The organism is Streptomyces sp. YGL11-2, from assembly GCF_050054615.1.
GTDB lineage: Bacteria > Actinomycetota > Actinomycetes > Streptomycetales > Streptomycetaceae > Streptomyces.
Genome location: NZ_JBNHIN010000006.1, coordinates 92,416 through 109,674 on the forward strand (window position 1 = coordinate 92,416; position 17,259 = coordinate 109,674).

The following is a 17,259-nucleotide window of genomic DNA, read 5'->3' on the forward strand; positions in this document are numbered from 1 at the left end:
GGGTCCTCGGGAGGGGGCGGGGGGACGGGGCGCGCGGCGGGGAAAAGGCGCGGCGGTTGCCCGTGGGTGAGGGCATACTCGACGGCATGACCACGCTCAAGGCCAAGCTCCGGGACGACCTCACCACTGCGATCAAGGCGCGTGACGAGTTGCGTTCCGCCACCCTCCGTCTCACGCTGACCGCCATCCAGAAGGAGGAGGTGGCCGGCACCCAGGCGCGTGAGCTGTCCGATGGCGAGGTCGAGAAGATCATCGCGCGGGAGGCGAAGAAGCGCCGGGAGGCCGCGGAGGCGTTCGACAAGGCCGGCCGGGCCGACTCCGCGGAGCGGGAGCGGGCGGAGGGCGAACTGCTCGCCGTGTATCTGCCCAAGCCGCTGACCGATGACGAGCTGGAGCAGCTGGTCGCTGCGGCCGTGGCGGAGGCCCGGGAGGCCGGTGCCGAGGGGCCGCGCGCGATGGGCGCCGTGATGAAGATCGTCAACCCGCAGGTGGCGGGCCGGGCCGACGGCGGCCGGGTCGCCGCGGTGGTGAAGAAGCTGCTCGCCGGCTGAGGGCCGGACGGAAACGCGGAAACGGAAGCGCGGAAGGGGCGCCCTCGTGATGAGGGCGCCCCTTCTGGATGCCGTGGTGGAGTGCCGTGTGCCGCGGTGGAGCCGGCGGGCTCGTGGGCGGGGGCCGCCCGGCGGGTCACCAGCCTCCGTTGAGGCCGCCCAGGATGTCGGGGAAGCCCGGAAGGTGCCAGCCGCCCCCGGGCTTGTTGTCGCCGCCGTGGCCGGGGTTCGGCTTGGGCTTGTCCTGCCCCTGGTTCTTGTCGCCGTCGCCGCCCGCGGGGTCGTCGATCGGGACGGTGGGCAGTGCCGGCGCGGGGCGGCCCGCCAGCGCGCCGGACATCGCGTCGCGCCAGATGGGGCCCGGGGTGTCCGCGCCGTAGACCTTGTCGTGCGCGACGCCGCCGATGGTGATGTTGTACATCTGGCGCTGGTGCCGCGGGTCGCCGACCCAGACCGCGCCGGCCGCGTTCGGGGTGTAGCCCACGAACCAGGCGGCGTAGCGGTTGTCCGTCGTTCCGGTCTTGCCGGCGCTGTCGCGGCCCTGGAGGCCGGCCTCCTTGCCGGTGCCGTCCTCGACGACGCCCTTGAGGAGGGTGTTGACCGTGTCGGCGGTCTTCTTGGACATCGCGTTGTGGCAGCTGGTCTGCGGGACCTTCAGCGACCGGCCCTGGGCGTCGGTGATCGACTCGATGGCGACCGGGGAGCAGTACGTGCCCTCGTTGGCGAAGGTGGCGTACGCCCCGGCCATGGTCAGCGGGGACATCTCCTGGCCGCCGAGGGCCATGGAGGGAACCTGCTTCAGAGGCTTGCCGTCGGCCCGCTGGATGCCCATCTTCTCGGCCATCTTGACCGCGGGGCAGATGCCCATGTCGCTGATCAGCTGCACGTAGTAGGTGTTGACCGACTTCGCGGTCGCCTCCTTCATCGCGTACGGGCCGTGTTCCTGCGGGTTCTCGTTTTCGGCGCTGTCGTGGCCCTGCCACTCGCCGGTGCAGGTCTGGACCGGGCTCGGGTACGGCATCTTGTACGGCGAGGGGTACTGCTGGTACGGGCTGGTGCCCTGTTCCAGGGCCGCCGCCGCGATCACCGGCTTGAAGGTCGAGCCGGGCTGGTAGCCGGCGCCGCCGCCCATGCTGTGGTTGACCGAGAGGTTGATCTGGGTCTGGTTCGTGCCGAAGCCGTACGGCCGGGACTGGCCCATGCCGAGGATCTTGCCGGTGCCCGGTTGGACGACGGTCGCGGCGGCGGCCACCGGGTCGTCGTCGTAGACGTGCTTGCTCAGCGATGCCTGGATCGACTTCTGGGTCTGCGGGTCGAGGGTGGTGCGGATGGTCAGCCCGCCCTCGTTCCAGCGCTGCGAGCGGATCTCGCGGGTCGTGCCGAACGTCCTGTCGTTGAGCAGCACCTCGCGGACGTAGTCGCAGAAGAAGCCGGCGCCGCTGCCGGCGGTGATGCAGCCGTTCTGCGGGCGGCTGACCTTCAGCTGGATCGGCCTCGCGGCGGCGGCGTCGGCCTGTGCGCGGGTGATGTCCTTGAGGTCGGCCATCCGCCGCAGCACGGTGTTGCGGCGCACGGTCGCCTCGTGGAGGTGGTTGACCGGGTCGTAGCGGCTCGGCGACTGCACGATGCCGGCCAGCAGGGCCGACTCCTCCAGGCTCAGGTCCTTGGCGGGCTTGCTGAAGTAGCGCTGGGCCGCGGCCTCGACGCCGTACGCCTGCTCACCGAAGAACGTGATGTTGAGGTAGTTCTGCAGGATCTTGCGCTTGCCGAGCTTCTCCTCCAACTGGATCGCGTACTTCAGCTCCTTGACCTTGCGGCCGATCGTCTGCTGGGTGGCCTGCGCGACCTTGTCCGGGTTGTCGCCGGCCTCCTCGATGAAGACGTTCTTCACGTACTGCTGGGTCAGCGTGGAGGCGCCCTGGGCGACGCCGCCGGACTGGGCGTTCTTGTTGACCGCGCGCAGGATGCCCTTGAGGTCGATGGCGCCGTGCTTGTAGAAGCGGGCGTCCTCGATCGCGACGATCGCCTGCTGGATGTAGGGCGACATGCCCTTGAGGCCGACGACCGTGCGGTCGCGGGAGTAGACCTTCGCGATCTCGCCGCCGTCGGCGTCCAGGATGGTGGTGCGCTGACTGAGCGGCGGCGTCCTGAGGTTGGCCGGGATGTCGTCGAAGCCCTGGACGGATGTCTTGGCCGCGAGGCCGAGCGCGCCGGCCGCCGGGAGCGCGATGCCGGCCAGTACCGCTCCGGCGAGGACGCTGACACCGAGGAACTTGGCGGCCTGCTGGGTCTTGGACCGACCTCCGCCCACGCGCTTCTTAGCCATGGGGAGCAGCCTACGTTCTCAATCGCCGGACAGGGGCGCACCTGTTCGTTTAGCCTGTTCCCATCCGTCACTGCGGAACGGCCACACCTCGGTTCGTCAACCCCTACTCCCTCCTCGGGCTGTGCCCCACATGCCCGCTGTGTGCCATAAATCCCTTGTCATCACAGCGAAGTGTCCCGCTTGGGAGGTAAGTGACGTATGTCGTCCGGTCACTCCGTTGGGTGATCTGCCGCGTACGCATAGTCCGTTCGGGCCATTCAAGATTGGGCCCGAAGGGGGTGTTGCGCCCTGCCCGCCTTCCGTAACGTCCTCAACTGGCAACGGTGAATATGCCGTTTGCCGCCGTGGGGGAGCCTCGATTCGGGAGAGGACGGCGCCAGCATGGGCTGGGTAACCGACTGGAGTGCACAGGCAGCCTGCCGCACTACCGATCCGGATGAACTTTTCGTGCAGGGGGCGGCGCAGAACCGCGCCAAGGCGGTGTGCACCGGGTGTCCGGTGCGCACGGAGTGCCTGGCCGATGCCCTGGACAACCGGGTGGAGTTCGGTGTGTGGGGCGGAATGACCGAACGCGAGCGGAGGGCGCTGCTGCGCCGCCGCCCGACCGTGACGTCGTGGCGCCGCCTGTTGGAGACAGCACGTACGGAATACGAGCGCAGCACCGGCATCCTGCCGGTGGACTGCGAGGACGAGGTGTTCGACGACGAGTACGCCGCGGTCGGATAGGCCGCCCGCCGGACCGCATGTGCGGTCATGTCGCCGCCGCGGCCGTTCGCCGCTGCGGTTCAGGCGTCGGCGTCGTCGGGCCGCACGGCCAGGCGGTCGCCGATCGCGCGCAGGCCCGTGAGGTCGTGGACGTCGCCGGGCAGCGCCGCGACCTGCGCGACCGGGACCTCGGGATGCAGCGCGGTAAAGCGGTCACGGGTGCGCCGTTCGCGCGCGAGGACCTGCATACGTTCCGCGTGCAACCGCAGCAGCCCGGCGGCGAGTTGTGCTGCCGAGGCCGAAGGTGATGACGCCTGCTCCGCCGGGGCAGCGGGGGAGAGGCCGCCGGCGGTACGTGATCCAGTCTTCCCGCCGTCGAGATCCACAATGCCGCCCGGCCCAAGATTTTCGACGACCGGGGAACTCGGGTCGTCGGAAGGGGAGTTGGGGGCGGTACCGCCGGAGGGCCGGCTCGCCTCTGCGGCGTCCGGATCAGCGGCCGGGTCCCCGTCCGCGTCCCTCTCCGTGACCAGCGTCTCCGTCAGGGCCTCCGCGGCGGCCAGCGCGCGCTCGGCGCTCAACTGGGCCGCGCCGCTGCCGTGCACGCGGTTCAGGACGAGACCGGCCAGCGGCATCTGCTCGGCAGCCAGCCGCTCGACGAAGTACGCCGCCTCGCGCAGCGCGTCCCGCTCCGGCGCGGCCACCACCAGGAACGCCGTACCGGGCGCCTGGAGCAGCCGGTACGTGGCGTCCGCGCGGGTGCGGAAGCCGCCGAACATGGTGTCCATGGCGGCCACGAACGTCTGGACGTCGCGGAGGAGTTGGCCGCCCATCAGCTTGCTGAGGGTGCCGGTCATCATCGACATGCCGACATTGAGGAACTTCATGCCGGCCCGGCCGCCGACCTTCGCGGGCGCCATCAGGATCCGGATGAACTTGCCGTCCAGGAAGGAGCCCAGGCGCTTGGGCGCGTCGAGGAAGTCCAGCGCGGAACGGCTCGGCGGGGTGTCGACGACGATCAGGTCCCACTCGTCGTGCGCGCGGAGCTGGCCGAGTTTCTCCATGGCCATGTATTCCTGGGTGCCCGCGAAACCGGCCGACAGGGACTGGTAGAAGGGGTTCTCCAGGATGGCGCGGGCCCGCTCGGCGTCCGCATGGCCCTCGACGATCTCGTCGAAGGTGCGCTTCATGTCCAGCATCATCGCGTGCAGTTCGCCGCCCGCGGTCTCGTCGACGCCCTTGACCCGGCGCGGGACGTTGTCGAGCTCCGAGATGCCCATGGACTGCGCCAGCCGCCGGGCCGGGTCGATGGTGAGCACCACGACCTTCCGGCCGCGCTCGGCGGCGCGCACGCCCAGCGCCGCGGCGGTGGTGGTCTTGCCGACGCCGCCCGAGCCGCAGCACACCACGATGCGGGTGCGCGGATCGTCGATCACGGCGTCGACCTCCAGCCACGGGGCCGAGGCGTCCAGCGTCGTGTCGTCCGAGGTCATATGGGCCCCTGTCTCCGCAGGTCTCTGGCCAGGCCGTAGAGCCCGGCGAGGTCCACTCCCTCGGGGAGCAGCCCCAACTCGTAGGTGGGCAGGCCGAGCGCGGTCAGCTCGGCGTACTCGGCACGCTCCAGCTCGACCCGCTCGGCGTGCTCGCGCGCCTGCTCCAGCAGGGGGTCGATCAGGCGGTCGGCGAGGCCGCCGCGGCGGGCGCCGCCCAGACCGGCCTGGGACAGCGCCTTGGCGATGCCCGTACGGGCCCCGCGGGCGGCGATGTCGAGGTCGCCGTTGTCCAGCAGGGCGGGGCGGGTCATGTTGATGACGACGCCGCCCACGGGGATGTTGGCGGCGCGCAGCTCGGCGATGCCGTCGGCGGTCTCCTGGACGGGCATCTCCTCCAGGAGGGTCACCAGATGCACCGCGGTCTCGGGCGACTTGAGGACCCGCATCACGGCCTGCGCCTGATTGTGGATCGGGCCGATCTTGGCCAGGCCGGCGACCTCGTCGTTCACGTTCAGGAACCGGGTGACGCGGCCGGTGGGCGGGGCGTCCATCACCACCGCGTCGTAGACGAACGCGCCGCTCTTGTCCTTGCGGCGGACGGCCTCGCACGCCTTGCCGGTCAGCAGCACGTCCCGCAGGCCGGGCGCGATGGTGGTGGCGAAGTCGATCGCGCCGAGCTTCTTCAGGGCGCGGCCGGCGCTGCCGAGCTTGTAGAACATCTGGAGGTAGTCCAGCAGGGCGCGCTCGGCGTCGATCGCGAGGGCGTGCACCTCCCCGCCGCCCGGGGCCACGGCGATCTTGCGCTCCTCGTAGGGAAGCGCCTCGGTCTCGAACAGCTGGGCAATGCCCTGCCGGCCCTCGACCTCGACCAGGAGGGTACGGCGCCCTTCGGTGGCCAGGGCGAGGGCGAGGGCAGCGGCGACCGTGGTCTTGCCGGTGCCGCCCTTGCCGCTGACGACATGGAGCCTGCTCACGCCAAGGAGCCTAACCAGTCCGCGTCCCGGCTACGCACGGGATACGCCCGGGGCTACCCGGAGATCCGCCGCGCGCCTGTCGGGGACGGCGTCAGGGATGTGCCCTAGGGGGCGCTGTGGCAGGGCCCGGGCGGGGCGGCGGCGCGGCCGGGGTCGGGCGGCGGCGGCGCGGCCGGGCGCAGGCATTACGCTCGGGCCATGACCAAGTGGGAATACGCGACCGTGCCGCTGCTCGTGCACGCGACCAAGCAGATTCTGGACACCTGGGGCGAGGACGGCTGGGAGCTGGTCCAGGTCGTGCCCGGCCCGAACAACCCCGAGCAGTTGGTGGCCTACCTGAAGCGGGAGAAGCCGTGAGCGGCGTCGAGGACAAGATCGCGTCGCTGGGCCTGAAGCTGCCGGAGGTCGTGCCTCCGCTGGCCACGTACCAGCCCGCGGTGCGCTCCGGCGCGTACGTCCACACCTCCGGCCAGCTGCCCATGGTGGCCGGCTCGCTGCCCGTCACCGGCAAGGTCGGTGCCGAGGTCAGCCCCGAGCAGGGCAAGGAACTCGCCGCGGTCTGCGCGCTGAACGCGCTGGCCGCCGTGAAGTCCGTCATCGGCGACCTCGACAAGATCGTCCGGGTCGTGAAGGTCGTCGGGTTCGTGGCCTCCGCGCCGGACTTCACCGGGCAGCCGGGCATCGTCAACGGCGCCAGCGAGCTGCTCGGCGAGATCCTGGGCGACAAGGGCGTGCACGCCCGCTCCGCGGTCGGTGTGGCGGTGCTGCCGCTGGACGCGCCGGTCGAGGTGGAGATCCTGGTCGAGGTCGCCGAATAGCGGCTCGCCCGTGGTGCGCTCGCGTCCGGATGCCGCCCTCGCACCTGAGGGACCCTCGAACATCCGCGCGCGAGCGCATAGCATCCGGCCATGTCGTCGACGACCAATGGCCAGTGGTATCCGCCGGAATGGCCGGACCGTATCCGGGCGCTCGCCCACGGCGAGCTGACGCCGGCCGCGCCCCGCAGGGCCGCCACGGTCCTGCTGCTGCGGGACACCGGTACCGGCGGCCCCGCCGTCCACATGCTGCGCAGACGCGCCTCCATGGCCTTCGCCGGAGGCGCGTACGCCTATCCGGGCGGCTCCGTCGACCCGCGTGACGAGCGCCCGGTGGAGTGGGCGGGGCCCTCGCGCGCCGAATGGGCGGTGCGGCTGGGCGTCGAACCGGCCACCGCGCAGGCCATCGTCTGCGCCGCGGTGCGCGAGACCTTCGAGGAGGCGGGCGTGCTGCTCGCCGGGGACTCGGCCACCACGGTCGTCGCGGACACCACCGGCGAGGACTGGGAGGCGGACCGCGCGGCGCTGGTCGCCCACGAGCTGTCCTTCGCCGCATTCCTGCGGCGCCGCGGGCTGGTGCTGCGGTCCGACCTGCTGGCCGCCTGGGCGCGCTGGATCACCCCGGAGTTCGAACCGCGCCGCTACGACACGTTCTTCTTCGTCGCGGTGCTCCCCGAGGGCCAGCACACCCGGAACGCCTCCACGGAGGCGGACCGCACGGTGTGGATCCGGCCCGAGGAGGCCGCCGCCGGCTACGACCGCGGCGAGCTGCTGATGATGCCGCCGACGATCTCCACGCTGCGCGCGCTCCAGCCGTACGCCGCCGCCGCGGACGCGCTGGCCGCGGCGGCGGCGCAGGACCTCACGCCGGTGCTGGCCAGGGCCCGCCTGGTGGGTGACGAGATCGTGCTGAGCTGGCCGGGCCACGACGAGTTCACCAAGCACATCGCGACGACCGGCGACGGGCCGTCGGCCACCACCGGCCCCTCGGGAGGAACCCCCGCATGACCGAAGCAGCCGCCCTCCCGGGCCAGCCCCGCGGCGAAGTCGTCTCGGGCCGGGCCACCCCGCGCGCGTACTGCGTCCTGGCCCCGAACCCGTCGGCGATGACGCTGGACGGCACCAACACCTGGATCGTCGCCGAGCCGGACTCCGGCCTCGCCGTCGTCATCGACCCCGGGCCGCTCGATGAGGGCCACCTCCGTGCCGTCATCGACACCGCCGAACGGGCCGGGCAGCGCGTCGCGTTGACCCTGCTCACCCACGGGCACCCCGATCACGCCGACGGAGCCGCGCGCTTCGCCGAGCTGACCGGCACCTCCGTACGGGCGCTGGACCCGGCGCTGCGCCTGGGGGACGAGGGGCTCGAAGCGGGCGATGTCATCACCACCGGGGGCCTGGAGCTGAGGGTGGTGCCCACCCCGGGGCACACCGCGGACTCGCTCTCCTTCCACCTGCCCGCCGACGGCGCGGTCCTGACGGGCGACACGATCCTGGGGCGCGGCACCACCCTGGTCGCACACCCCGACGGCCGGCTGGGCGACTACCTGGACTCGCTGCGCCGGCTGCGCTCCCTCACCGTCGACGACGGCGTCTCCACGGTCCTGCCGGGCCACGGGCCGGTGCTGAACGACGCCCAGGGGGCGGTGGAGTTCTACCTCGCGCACCGGGCCCACCGGCTCGCCCAGGTGGAGACCGCGGTCGAGGCCGGCCACCGCACCCCCGCCGAGGTCGTGGCGAGCGTGTACGCGGACGTCGACCGCTCCCTGTGGCCGGCCGCCGAGCTGTCGGTGCGGGCCCAGCTGGACTACCTGGACGAGCACGGGCTGATCTAGCCGAGCACGGGCTGATCTAGCCGAGCACGGGCTGATCCAGGTCACCCGGGGCGGAGGCCGCGTCAGGGCGCCTGCGGGCGGGGGGCCTTCGCCCCGTGGACGGCCAGGTACTCCTCCGCGAGCCACGGCGCGAGCCCGGAGAGCAGCTCGGTCAGCAGCCCGGGGCAGGCGGCGGGCGTCCGGGCGGCGCGTGCCGCGGCGCGCATCTGCTCGGCGTGCGCCGGGTAGTAGCGGCCGAACACCTCGGCGGACTCGGCGAGGTCGCTGGTCCAGCCGCCCCAGCGCGGCATCACCAGGGTGAACCCGGTCCGTACGAGGTTCCGGGCCACCCCGCGGGTCAGCCGGGTGCGCTCCTCCCCGGAGGCGACCGCGGCGGCCCGCTCGCGCAGGCCCGGCAGCCGGCGGAAGAGGTCGCCGTTGGTCTCCCGGGCGAGCAGCGAGGTGGGGCGGTAGGGGGGCAGCCCGGCGGTCACGTCCGGCCCGCTGAGCGGGGTGCACAGGCAGGCCACGAACCAGGCCCCGTCGTACCGCTCCTGCTCGCCGAGCAGCCGGTCCCGCCCGATCAGCAGGATCCCTGCGCCGTCGATCTGCGGGAAGGCGGCGTCCAGCTCCGCCTCGACGGCCCGGGCGGCGGCCCTGTCGGCGTCAACGGGCTCGTCCCGCAGGACGAGGAGTGCGTCGAGGTCGGACACCCCGGGGACGGCGGTGCCGCGCGGGATGCTGCCGTAGAGATAGCTGCTGACCACCCTGCCGGGCGGGAAGCCGGCGGTCAGGCGGTCGGCCAGCCTCGCCACCACGGGTGCGAACGCCGCCGGCACACGGTCGAGGGCTCCTTCCCGTACGAAGCAGCCGTCCTGGTCGAGTCCGGGGCCGTGGGGGCCGCTGTCGCTGTCCATGGCGCCACTATGGAGGGGCGGGGCGGCGGGCCGCGAGCGCGTTGTCCGGCGCGCGCACGGCCAAGGGCCCCGCCGGAGCGGGGCCCTTGGTGTGGTGGCGTGGACGGGAGGCGTCAGCGCGAGCGCTTGGCCAGCCGCTCGACGTCCAGCAGGATCACGGCGCGCGCCTCCAGGCGCAGCCAGCCGCGGCCCGCGAAGTCCGCGAGCGCCTTGTTGACGGTCTCCCGGGAGGCGCCGACCAGCTGGGCCAGCTCCTCCTGTGTCAGGTCGTGCACGACATGGATGCCTTCCTCGGACTGCACACCGAAGCGGCGCGACAGGTCGAGCAGGGCGCGCGCCACGCGGCCCGGCACGTCCGAGAAGACCAGGTCGGACATCTGGTCGTTGGTCTTGCGCAGCCGCCGGGCGACCGCGCGCAGCAGGGCGGTGGCCACCTCGGGGCGGGCGTTGAGCCAGGGCTGGAGGTCGCCGTGGCCCAAGCCGAGCAGCTTGACCTCCGTGAGGGCGGAGGCGGTGGCCGTACGGGGGCCCGGGTCGAAGAGCGAGAGCTCACCGATCAGCTCACCCGGGCCGAGCACGGCGAGCATGTTCTCCCGACCGTCCGGGGAGGTGCGGTGCAGCTTCACCTTGCCCTCGGTGACCACGTAGAGGCGGTCGCCGGGGTCCCCTTCGTGGAACAGGGCGTCGCCGCGGGCGAGCGTGACCTCTCCCATCGAGGCGCGCAGCTCGGCCGCCTGCTCGTCATCGAGCGCCGCGAAGAGCGGTGCGCGCCGCAGAACGTCGTCCACGAGATCTCTCCTTGTCGACATGCTCCGGGGGACTGTGGTCCCCATCATGCCGGAATGCAAAACAGTGCGATCAATCACAAGTTTGCCGGACCCGTGGCCCGAGCCATACGGCAGGGGGCCGATTGGGGTCACGAATCCTGGTGATCGGGTCGGATGTCAGTGGGTGGCCTTAGTCTGGCCGAGTGTCCAATACGCCGGTGAGAGCAGAGGACTGGGGGGCCGACAGAGTGAGCGCAGGACGCGATTCCGCTGTGGGCGAACAGTGTCCCACAGGCGTCTTGAATACAGATAAAAGTAGCAAATCGCCCTCCAGGGTGACGACCGGGCGTAAGCCGGCGAAGCGCCCGTCCGGCGCGTCGCAACCCGAGGCAAAGGAGGCGTCCGTGGCGGAATCCCCCGCGAAGCGGGCAACGGCCGGGAAGGCCGCCGCGAAGAAGGCCCCGGCCAAGAAGGCGCCCGCGAAGAGGGCCGCGTCGACGGCTGCGTCGACGGCCGCGGCACCCGCCAAGAAGACGGTGGCGAAGAAGGCGGCGGCCAAGAAGACCGTGGCGAAGAAGGCGGTCACCGCGTCCCCCGCCCGGAAGGCGGCCGCGCGCAAGCCGGAGTCGCGGGTGGCGATGGTGCGGCGGGCCCGCCGGATCAACCGCGAGCTGGCCGAGCTGTATCCGTACGCCCATCCGGAGCTGGACTTCACCAACCCCTTCGAGCTGCTGGTCGCGACGGTCCTCTCCGCGCAGACCACCGACCTGAGGGTCAACCAGACCACCCCGAGGCTGTTCGCCGTCTGCCCGACGCCCGAGGACATGGCCGCGATCGCCCCGGAGGAGCTGGAGGAGCTGATCCGGCCGACCGGCTTCTTCCGCGCCAAGGCGAAGTCCCTGATCGGCCTCTCCACCGCGCTGCGCGACCGCTTCGGCGGCGAGGTCCCGGGCCGCCTGGAGGATCTCGTCACGCTCCCCGGCGTCGGCCGCAAGACCGCCAACGTGGTGCTCGGCAATGCCTTCGGCGTCCCCGGCATCACCGTCGACACGCACTTCGGCCGGCTGGCCCGCCGCTTCGGCTGGACGACCCAGGAGGACCCCGAGAAGGTCGAGGCCGATGTCGCGGCGATCTTCCCGAAGAGCGAATGGACGATGCTCTCGCACCGCGTCGTCTTCCACGGCCGCCGCGTCTGCCACTCCCGCAAGCCCGCCTGCGGGGCCTGCCCCATCGCCCCACTGTGCCCCGCGTACGGCGAGGGCGAGACGGACCCGGACAAGGCGAGGAAGCTGCTCAAGTACGAGCTGGGCGGCCAGCCGGGGCAGCGGCTGAAACCGCCGGCCGGCTATCCGGGGCAGCCCGCGCCCCCGCTGGCGAGCGCGTAACGGCGAACGCCAGGACCGAGCGCCGTGACCGCAGGGCCACGGGGACCGCTCCACGAGGGGACACCGACCATCGACGCGATGCCTGAGGGGGCGCGTATGACGAGTGCACGGGAGCAGTACGGCGAGGCGGCGGCCGGCCGGGAGGTCACGGTCACGGCCGAGGGCCTGCCCGAGTGGCTGGCCCCGGTGGCCCGTGCGGCGGGAACGATAGAGCCGCGCCAGCTCAGCAGGTTCCTGCCGCCGGAGGACGGCGGCCGGCAGTCCGCGGTGCTGATCCTCTTCGGCCACGGCCCCCGCGGGCCGGAGCTGCTCCTGATGGAGCGGGCCGGCACCCTGCGCTCCCATGCTGGTCAGCCCTCCTTCCCCGGCGGCGCGCTCGACCCGCAGGACGGTGACCCGGACGGGCCCGGTCCGGTGCGGGCGGCGCTGCGGGAGGCCCAGGAGGAGACCGGCCTCGATCCGTCCGGGGTCCAGGTCTTCGGGGTGTTGCCGCGGCTCTACATCCCGGTCAGCGGCTTCGTCGTGACGCCCGTCCTGGGCTGGTGGCGTACGCCGAGCCCGGTGGGCGTGGTGGACCGGGCGGAGACCGCGCGGGTCTTCACGGTTCCCGTGGCGGATCTCACGGACCCCGCGCATCGGGTCACCACGCGCCACCCCAGCGGCCACACCGGCCCGGCGTTCCGTGTCGAGAACGCCCTGGTCTGGGGTTTTACCGCCGGAGTGATCGACCGGATCCTGCACTACGCGGGCTGGGAGATTGCATGGGACCGCGACAAGCAGGTCCCGCTCGACTGGCGCTCGTGAGACGGTGTCCGGCGTGAACGTCCTGGACATTCTGCTGCTGATCGCGGCCGTGTGGTTCGCGATCGTCGGGTACCGGCAAGGCTTCGTCGTCGGCATCCTGTCCGTGATCGGCTTCCTCGGGGGTGGCCTGATCGCGGTGTATCTGCTGCCCGTGATCTGGAACGAGGTCACCGACGACGCCAAACCCGGCACCTTCGCGGCCATCGCGGCGGTCGCCATCGTGATCGTCTGCGCGTCCGTGGGCCAGGCGCTCACCACCCACCTCGGCAACAAACTGCGCCGCCACATCACCTGGACACCGGCGCGGGCGCTGGACGCGACCGGCGGCGCGCTGGTCAACGTCATGGCGATGCTGCTGGTCGCCTGGCTGATCGGCTCCGCCCTCGCCGGGACGTCCCTGCCGACGCTCAGCAAGGAGGTCCGCAACTCCAAGGTGCTGCTGGGCGTCTCCCAGGTCATGCCCCCGCAGGCCAGCACCTGGTTCGCGGACTTCTCCTCGGCGCTCGCGCAGAACGGCTTCCCGCAGGTCTTCACGCCGTTCTCCAACGAGCCGATCACCTCGGTCCCGGCGCCCGACCCGCAGCTGGCCAACGGCGCGGTCGCGGCGGACGCCAAGCACAGCATCGTCAAGATCGTCGGCAGGGCGCCCAGCTGCGGCAAGGTCCTGGAGGGCAGCGGCTTCGTGTTCGCGCCACACCGGGTGATGACCAACGCCCACGTCGTCGGCGGTGTCACCGACCCGAAGGTCCAGGTGGGCGGCGAGGGGCTGCCGCTGAACGCCAAGGTCGTGCTCTACGACTGGGAGCGCGACATCGCGGTCCTGGACGTCCCGCAGCTGCGCGCCCCGGAGCTGAAGTTCGCCTCGAAGGACGCCGCGACCGGCAACAGCGCCATCGTCGCCGGCTTCCCGGAGAACGGCTCCTACGACGTCCGCCCGGCCCGGATCCGCGGCCGTATCCAGGCCAACGGCCCGGACATCTACCACCGCGGCACGATCGGCCGCGATGTCTACTCCCTCTACGCCACGGTCCGGCAGGGCAACTCCGGCGGCCCGCTGCTGACGACGAAGGGCGACGTCTACGGCGTGGTCTTCGCGAAGTCGCTGGACGACTCGCACACCGGCTATGCGCTGACGGCCGACGAGGTCCGCCAGGACATCGCCAAGGGGCGTACGGCGACCCAGCAGGTCGACACGGAGGGCTGCGCGATCTGAGGCCGGGGCCTGGGCCGCGAACCGATCCGGTGCGGACGGGGCGCGGCCCGGTCCGGGCGGCGCCCGCGCGGCGCGCGCCGACGCGGGTCAGCTGCGGGGATGGCGCAGCCGCGCGCTCATCCAGCGTGCTCTGCGGCGCAGGATGCGCGGGATGCCCATCGGGTGCGCCGCGTCGCGGGACGGACCGGACCTGAGATCCGGGGTGCCCCTGTCCTGAGTGCCCACTGCAGCGGCACTGCTGCGGCGGTTGCGTGCCACGTCACGGTAGTCGTGCGTCCAGCCCATACCTTCGACTCTGCCCGTGGCCCATGGTCCGTAACCGCCTCGGAGGGGGCCAATTGGCCTATGCGCGAGGCAATTGGCTGTTCGTCAGACGAACGTTCGCAGTGCCCCGGCCGGGTGTTCGCTCAGCGGTGCCCCGCGTTCCGCACGGCGGACCCGGTGGGCGTCGTCAGCGGTCCGGCTCCGGGTCCTTCAGCCAGTTGACCAGCTCCGTGGAGAAGGCCACCGGGTCCTCCTCGTGGGGCCAGTGCCCGAGGCCGTCGAAGAGCCGCCAGCGGTACGGGGCTTCCACGTACTCGCCGGAGCCGGCGGCGCTGCGGGTGCGCATCACAGGGTCCAGCGAGCCGTGCAGATGCAGGGTCGGTACCCGTACGGGCAGCTTCATCCGGCGGTTGAACTGGATGCCGTCGGGGCGGGCCATCGAGCGGACCATCCAGCGGTACGGCTCGATCGAGCAGTGCGCCGTCGAGGGGATGCTCATCGCCCGCTGGTAGACCTCGACCGTGTCGTCCTCCGGGAGCCGGGGGCCGGACCAGTCGCGGATCATCCGGCCGACCAACGCCGCGTCGTCGGCCAGCAGTCGGCGCTCCGGCAGCCAGGGCTGCTGGAAGCCCCAGATGTGCGAGCTGCGCGCGCTCTGCCGGACGTCGGCGAGCATCGCGGCCCGCCAGCGCCGCGGATGCGGCATCGACGCCACCGCGAGCCGGCGCACCAGCTTGGGCCGCATCACCGCGGCCGTCCAGGCCAGGTATCCGCCCAGGTCGTGGCCGACGAGCGCGGCGTCCGGCTCGCCGAGCGAGCGGATGACGCCGGTGATGTCGAGCGCGAGGTTCGCCGGGTCGTAGCCGCGCGGGGTGCGGTCGCTGCCGCCGACGCCGCGCAGGTCCATGGCGACCGCGCGGAAGCCCGCGTCGGCCAGCGCCGGGAGCTGGTGCCGCCAGGTCCACCAGAACTGCGGGAAGCCGTGCAGCAGCAGCACCAGCGGGCCGTCGCCCATCTCGGCGATGTGGAAGCGCGCGCCGTTCGCCGCGACGTCCCGGTGCGTCACCTCGCGCCCACCGGGGACGTCGAGCTGGACGACCGCGGCGGTGCTGTCAGGGGCTGTCATAACTACGAGCGTGTCACAGACTCCAGGACCGGGTGGTCCGGGAGCTCTTCGCGCGGGTGCGGCCTGGCGTTCTGGAGGACGGCCGCGGTCTCCTTGGCGGAGGCGATCGACTTCTCCGGCTTCTTGATCTTCTTGAGCTTGGCCAGCGCGATGAGGATCAGCAGTGCGGCGATGACCAGGAAGGCACCGCCCACGATCAGGAACGACCAGGCGAGCCCGAGCCCGAGGTTGTGGATGCCGTACGCCGCCGCGAAACTCAGTACCGGCAGTGCGAACAGCGCCAGTGCGCCCGCCACGACGAACGCGGCACTGCCGATGCCCGCCCGCTTGGCGTCCTGCCGCAGCTCGGCCTTGGCCAGCGCGATCTCGTCGTGCACCAGCGCGGACATCTCGGCGGTCGCCGTGGCCACCAGCTGCCCGAGGCTGCGGTCCCCACCGTCGTCGGCTGCGCTCATCGCCGTCTCCCTCTTCTCTTCTCCTGGATGCAAAGCCTCTCAGATCATGCCGGACCATCGTCCCCGGCGCGGGCGCCGGAGGCCACTTCGGCCAGACGCCGGTGCTCCGCGGCCTTCGCTTCGAGGATCTCGGCCATCCGCAGGTGGTACTCCGGCTTGTCGAGTTCGTAGATGTCGGGGATGCCGTCCTGGTCCTCGTCGCGCTCCTCCTCGTCGCAGAGGCGGCGGTACTTGTTGTTGCGGATCTTGAGGAGGATGCCGGCGAAGAGGGCCGCGAGCAGCGAGCCGATCAGGACCGACGCCTTGATCTCGTCGGCCAGTACCAGGTCCTTGGCGAAGGCCAGCTCGCCGATGAGCAGGGAGACGGTGAAGCCGATGCCGGCCAGGGAGGCGACGGCGAAGACGTCCGGCCATCTGAGGTCGGGGTTGAGTTCGGCTCTGGTGAAGCGGGCGGTGAACCACGTGCCGCCGAATATCCCGAGCGACTTGCCCACTATCAGGCCGAGGACCACGCCCAGCGTCTCGGGCCGGGTGAAGACGTCGTGGACCGCGCCGCCGGATATGGACACACCTGCGGAGAACAGCGCGAAGAGCGGTACGGCGAGGCCGGCCGACAGCGGGCGGACCAGGTGCTCGATGTGCTCACCGGGCGACTGGGTCTCGCCGTCGCGGCGGTGGCAGCGCAGCATCAGGCCCATGGCGACGCCGGCGATGGTGGCGTGCACCCCGCTGTTCTCCATCAGGGCCCAGATCACCGCGGCGAGTGGGAGGTAGACGTACCAGCCGCGGACGCCCCTGCGCAGCAGCAGGTAGAAGACCATCAGGCCGACGGCGGCGAAGCCGAGCGCCAGGAAATTGATCTTCGAGGTGAAGAAGATCGCGATGATCAGTATCGCGAAGAGGTCGTCGACGACGGCGAGGGTGAGCAGGAAGGCGCGCAGCGCGGACGGCAGAGACGTGCCGATGACCGCGAGGACGGCGAGTGCGAAGGCGATGTCGGTGGCGGTGGGGACCGCCCAGCCCCTGAGGGAGCCGCCGCCGAGCGCGTTGACGGTGAAGTAGACGACGGCGGGCGTGGCCATTCCGCAGAGCGCGGCGACGACGGGGAGGGCGGCGGCCTTGCGGTCGCGCAGCTCGCCGGCGACCAGTTCGCGCTTGAGCTCGATGCCGGCGACGAAGAAGAAGATCGCAAGCAGGCCGTTGGCGGCCCAGTGCTGGAGGGAGAGGTCCAGGCCGAGCGAGGCCGGGCCGATGTGCAGGCCGCGGACGGCTTCGTAGCTGCCGCCGAGGGTGTTGGCCCAGATGAGCGCCGCCACGGCGGCGACCAGGAGCAGGACCCCACCCACGGTCTCGGCGCGCAGCGCGTCGGCGACGTAGTTCCGCTCGGGCAGCGGCATCCGGCCGAGGAATATGGAGCGGCGGTTGCTGGGCGCAGTCACGCGGTTGACCTCCGGCAGCTGTGAACGGCAATAGCAGTTGCCGACCAGACTTCCCGGCGCACCCAGAGTTTCTTAGCGCCTCATTGACGCAGTGCCTACTTTACCGGGCGGGTGCAGGGGGTTGAGGCGTGGGGTTAACTTTACGGGCATTTCGGGCTTACGGCGGCCGGGGGAGCGGCGGCCCGGGAACGCCGGAGGGGGGGGAGGAAGC

18 protein-coding genes are annotated in these 17,259 nt (G+C 71.8%); 9 read left to right on the plus strand and 9 right to left on the minus strand.

Features of this window, described 5'->3' with window-relative positions; all coding sequences use genetic code 11:
• Positions 1-86: 86 nt before the first annotated feature.
• The gene (locus ACO1BR_RS09460) at positions 87-551 is read left to right on the plus strand and encodes a GatB/YqeY domain-containing protein (RefSeq protein ID WP_426794581.1); all 465 of its coding nucleotides are present in this window, start codon (positions 87-89) and stop codon (positions 549-551) included.
• 136 nt (positions 552-687) lie between these two features.
• On the opposite strand, the gene ACO1BR_RS09465 is transcribed toward ACO1BR_RS09460, so the two are convergent.
• Positions 688-2,877, minus strand: a complete 2,190-nt coding sequence (locus ACO1BR_RS09465; RefSeq protein ID WP_426794582.1) for a transglycosylase domain-containing protein — start codon at positions 2,875-2,877, stop codon at positions 688-690.
• A gap of 381 nt (positions 2,878-3,258) precedes the next feature.
• On the opposite strand from ACO1BR_RS09465, the gene ACO1BR_RS09470 reads away from it, so the two are divergent.
• Complete coding sequence (locus ACO1BR_RS09470) at positions 3,259-3,603, plus strand: WhiB family transcriptional regulator (RefSeq protein WP_043265402.1); 345 nt, start codon at positions 3,259-3,261, stop codon at positions 3,601-3,603.
• A gap of 59 nt (positions 3,604-3,662) precedes the next feature.
• Here ACO1BR_RS09470 and ACO1BR_RS09475 read toward each other — a convergent pair whose 3' ends face one another.
• Both ACO1BR_RS09475 and ACO1BR_RS09480 read right to left on the minus strand, forming a co-directional pair.
• The gene (locus ACO1BR_RS09475) at positions 3,663-5,075 is read right to left on the minus strand and encodes an ArsA family ATPase (protein ID WP_426794583.1); all 1,413 of its coding nucleotides are present in this window, start codon (positions 5,073-5,075) and stop codon (positions 3,663-3,665) included.
• The gene (locus ACO1BR_RS09480; RefSeq protein ID WP_426794584.1) at positions 5,072-6,049 is read right to left on the minus strand and encodes an ArsA family ATPase; all 978 of its coding nucleotides are present in this window, start codon (positions 6,047-6,049) and stop codon (positions 5,072-5,074) included. Before ACO1BR_RS09480 ends, ACO1BR_RS09475 begins: the two co-directional genes overlap by 4 nt.
• 198 nt (positions 6,050-6,247) lie before the next feature.
• Between ACO1BR_RS09480 and ACO1BR_RS09485 the strand changes: the two genes are divergently transcribed.
• The 4 genes from ACO1BR_RS09485 to ACO1BR_RS09500 all read left to right on the plus strand — a co-directional run bounded on the left by ACO1BR_RS09485 (position 6,248) and on the right by ACO1BR_RS09500 (position 8,699).
• Positions 6,248-6,406 carry a DUF4177 domain-containing protein gene (locus tag ACO1BR_RS09485; protein ID WP_019992579.1) on the plus strand — a complete coding sequence of 53 codons (159 nt, stop codon included), beginning with the start codon at positions 6,248-6,250 and terminating at the stop codon, positions 6,404-6,406.
• Complete coding sequence (locus tag ACO1BR_RS09490) at positions 6,403-6,867, plus strand: RidA family protein (protein ID WP_426794585.1); 465 nt, start codon at positions 6,403-6,405, stop codon at positions 6,865-6,867. Before ACO1BR_RS09485 ends, ACO1BR_RS09490 begins: the two co-directional genes overlap by 4 nt.
• A 90-nt stretch (positions 6,868-6,957) precedes the next feature.
• Positions 6,958-7,872 carry an NUDIX hydrolase gene (locus ACO1BR_RS09495; protein ID WP_426794586.1) on the plus strand — a complete coding sequence of 305 codons (915 nt, stop codon included), beginning with the start codon at positions 6,958-6,960 and terminating at the stop codon, positions 7,870-7,872.
• A complete protein-coding gene (locus ACO1BR_RS09500) occupies positions 7,869-8,699 on the plus strand; it encodes an MBL fold metallo-hydrolase (RefSeq protein WP_426794587.1) in 831 nt (276 codons plus the stop codon). Before ACO1BR_RS09495 ends, ACO1BR_RS09500 begins: the two co-directional genes overlap by 4 nt.
• A gap of 62 nt (positions 8,700-8,761) precedes the next feature.
• On the opposite strand, the gene ACO1BR_RS09505 is transcribed toward ACO1BR_RS09500, so the two are convergent.
• Positions 8,762-9,595 (minus strand): nucleotidyltransferase domain-containing protein, encoded by an 834-nt coding sequence (locus ACO1BR_RS09505; RefSeq protein ID WP_426794588.1) that lies wholly within the window; start codon positions 9,593-9,595, stop codon positions 8,762-8,764.
• A 113-nt stretch (positions 9,596-9,708) separates the two neighbouring features.
• Entirely contained in the window at positions 9,709-10,383 is a 675-nt protein-coding gene (locus ACO1BR_RS09510) for a Crp/Fnr family transcriptional regulator (protein ID WP_006604164.1), read from the minus strand.
• Positions 10,384-10,766: 383 nt separating this feature from the next.
• On the opposite strand from ACO1BR_RS09510, the gene nth reads away from it, so the two are divergent.
• The 3 genes from nth to ACO1BR_RS09525 all read left to right on the plus strand — a co-directional run bounded on the left by nth (position 10,767) and on the right by ACO1BR_RS09525 (position 13,764).
• A complete protein-coding gene (nth, locus tag ACO1BR_RS09515; RefSeq protein ID WP_426794589.1) occupies positions 10,767-11,747 on the plus strand; it encodes an endonuclease III in 981 nt (326 codons plus the stop codon).
• Positions 11,748-11,843: 96 nt separating this feature from the next.
• Complete coding sequence (locus ACO1BR_RS09520; protein WP_426794590.1) at positions 11,844-12,551, plus strand: NUDIX hydrolase; 708 nt, start codon at positions 11,844-11,846, stop codon at positions 12,549-12,551.
• A 13-nt stretch (positions 12,552-12,564) separates the two neighbouring features.
• The gene (locus ACO1BR_RS09525) at positions 12,565-13,764 is read left to right on the plus strand and encodes a MarP family serine protease (protein ID WP_426794591.1); all 1,200 of its coding nucleotides are present in this window, start codon (positions 12,565-12,567) and stop codon (positions 13,762-13,764) included.
• Between the two features lie 87 nt (positions 13,765-13,851).
• Here ACO1BR_RS09525 and ACO1BR_RS09530 read toward each other — a convergent pair whose 3' ends face one another.
• From ACO1BR_RS09530 to nhaA, 4 genes are all read right to left on the minus strand, one after another.
• On the minus strand, positions 13,852-14,049 hold the full coding sequence (locus ACO1BR_RS09530; RefSeq protein ID WP_426794592.1) for a hypothetical protein: 198 nt from the start codon (positions 14,047-14,049) through the stop codon (positions 13,852-13,854).
• A gap of 166 nt (positions 14,050-14,215) precedes the next feature.
• On the minus strand, positions 14,216-15,154 hold the full coding sequence (locus ACO1BR_RS09535) for an alpha/beta fold hydrolase (protein ID WP_426794593.1): 939 nt from the start codon (positions 15,152-15,154) through the stop codon (positions 14,216-14,218).
• A 2-nt stretch (positions 15,155-15,156) separates the two neighbouring features.
• Positions 15,157-15,609 (minus strand): phage holin family protein, encoded by a 453-nt coding sequence (locus ACO1BR_RS09540; protein ID WP_426794594.1) that lies wholly within the window; start codon positions 15,607-15,609, stop codon positions 15,157-15,159.
• 44 nt (positions 15,610-15,653) lie between these two features.
• The gene (gene nhaA, locus ACO1BR_RS09545; protein ID WP_426794716.1) at positions 15,654-17,006 is read right to left on the minus strand and encodes a Na+/H+ antiporter NhaA; all 1,353 of its coding nucleotides are present in this window, start codon (positions 17,004-17,006) and stop codon (positions 15,654-15,656) included.
• Positions 17,007-17,259: the final 253 nt, after the last annotated feature.

Excerpts from the sequence above, each read along its gene's own strand:
- ACO1BR_RS09460 (WP_426794581.1), top strand. The coding sequence starts at position 87 with ATGACCACGCTCAAGGCCAAGCTCCGGGACGACCTCACCACTGCGATC.
- ACO1BR_RS09465 (WP_426794582.1), bottom strand. The coding sequence starts at position 2,877 with ATGGCTAAGAAGCGCGTGGGCGGAGGTCGGTCCAAGACCCAGCAGGCC.
- ACO1BR_RS09470 (WP_043265402.1), top strand. The coding sequence starts at position 3,259 with ATGGGCTGGGTAACCGACTGGAGTGCACAGGCAGCCTGCCGCACTACC.
- ACO1BR_RS09475 (WP_426794583.1), bottom strand. The coding sequence starts at position 5,075 with ATGACCTCGGACGACACGACGCTGGACGCCTCGGCCCCGTGGCTGGAG.
- ACO1BR_RS09485 (WP_019992579.1), top strand. The coding sequence starts at position 6,248 with ATGACCAAGTGGGAATACGCGACCGTGCCGCTGCTCGTGCACGCGACC.
- ACO1BR_RS09495 (WP_426794586.1), top strand. The coding sequence starts at position 6,958 with ATGTCGTCGACGACCAATGGCCAGTGGTATCCGCCGGAATGGCCGGAC.
- ACO1BR_RS09500 (WP_426794587.1), top strand. The coding sequence starts at position 7,869 with ATGACCGAAGCAGCCGCCCTCCCGGGCCAGCCCCGCGGCGAAGTCGTC.
- ACO1BR_RS09505 (WP_426794588.1), bottom strand. The coding sequence starts at position 9,595 with ATGGACAGCGACAGCGGCCCCCACGGCCCCGGACTCGACCAGGACGGC.
- ACO1BR_RS09520 (WP_426794590.1), top strand. The coding sequence starts at position 11,844 with ATGACGAGTGCACGGGAGCAGTACGGCGAGGCGGCGGCCGGCCGGGAG.
- ACO1BR_RS09530 (WP_426794592.1), bottom strand. The coding sequence starts at position 14,049 with ATGGGCTGGACGCACGACTACCGTGACGTGGCACGCAACCGCCGCAGC.
- ACO1BR_RS09535 (WP_426794593.1), bottom strand. The coding sequence starts at position 15,154 with ATGACAGCCCCTGACAGCACCGCCGCGGTCGTCCAGCTCGACGTCCCC.
- ACO1BR_RS09540 (WP_426794594.1), bottom strand. The coding sequence starts at position 15,609 with ATGAGCGCAGCCGACGACGGTGGGGACCGCAGCCTCGGGCAGCTGGTG.
- nhaA (WP_426794716.1), bottom strand. The coding sequence starts at position 17,006 with ATGCCGCTGCCCGAGCGGAACTACGTCGCCGACGCGCTGCGCGCCGAG.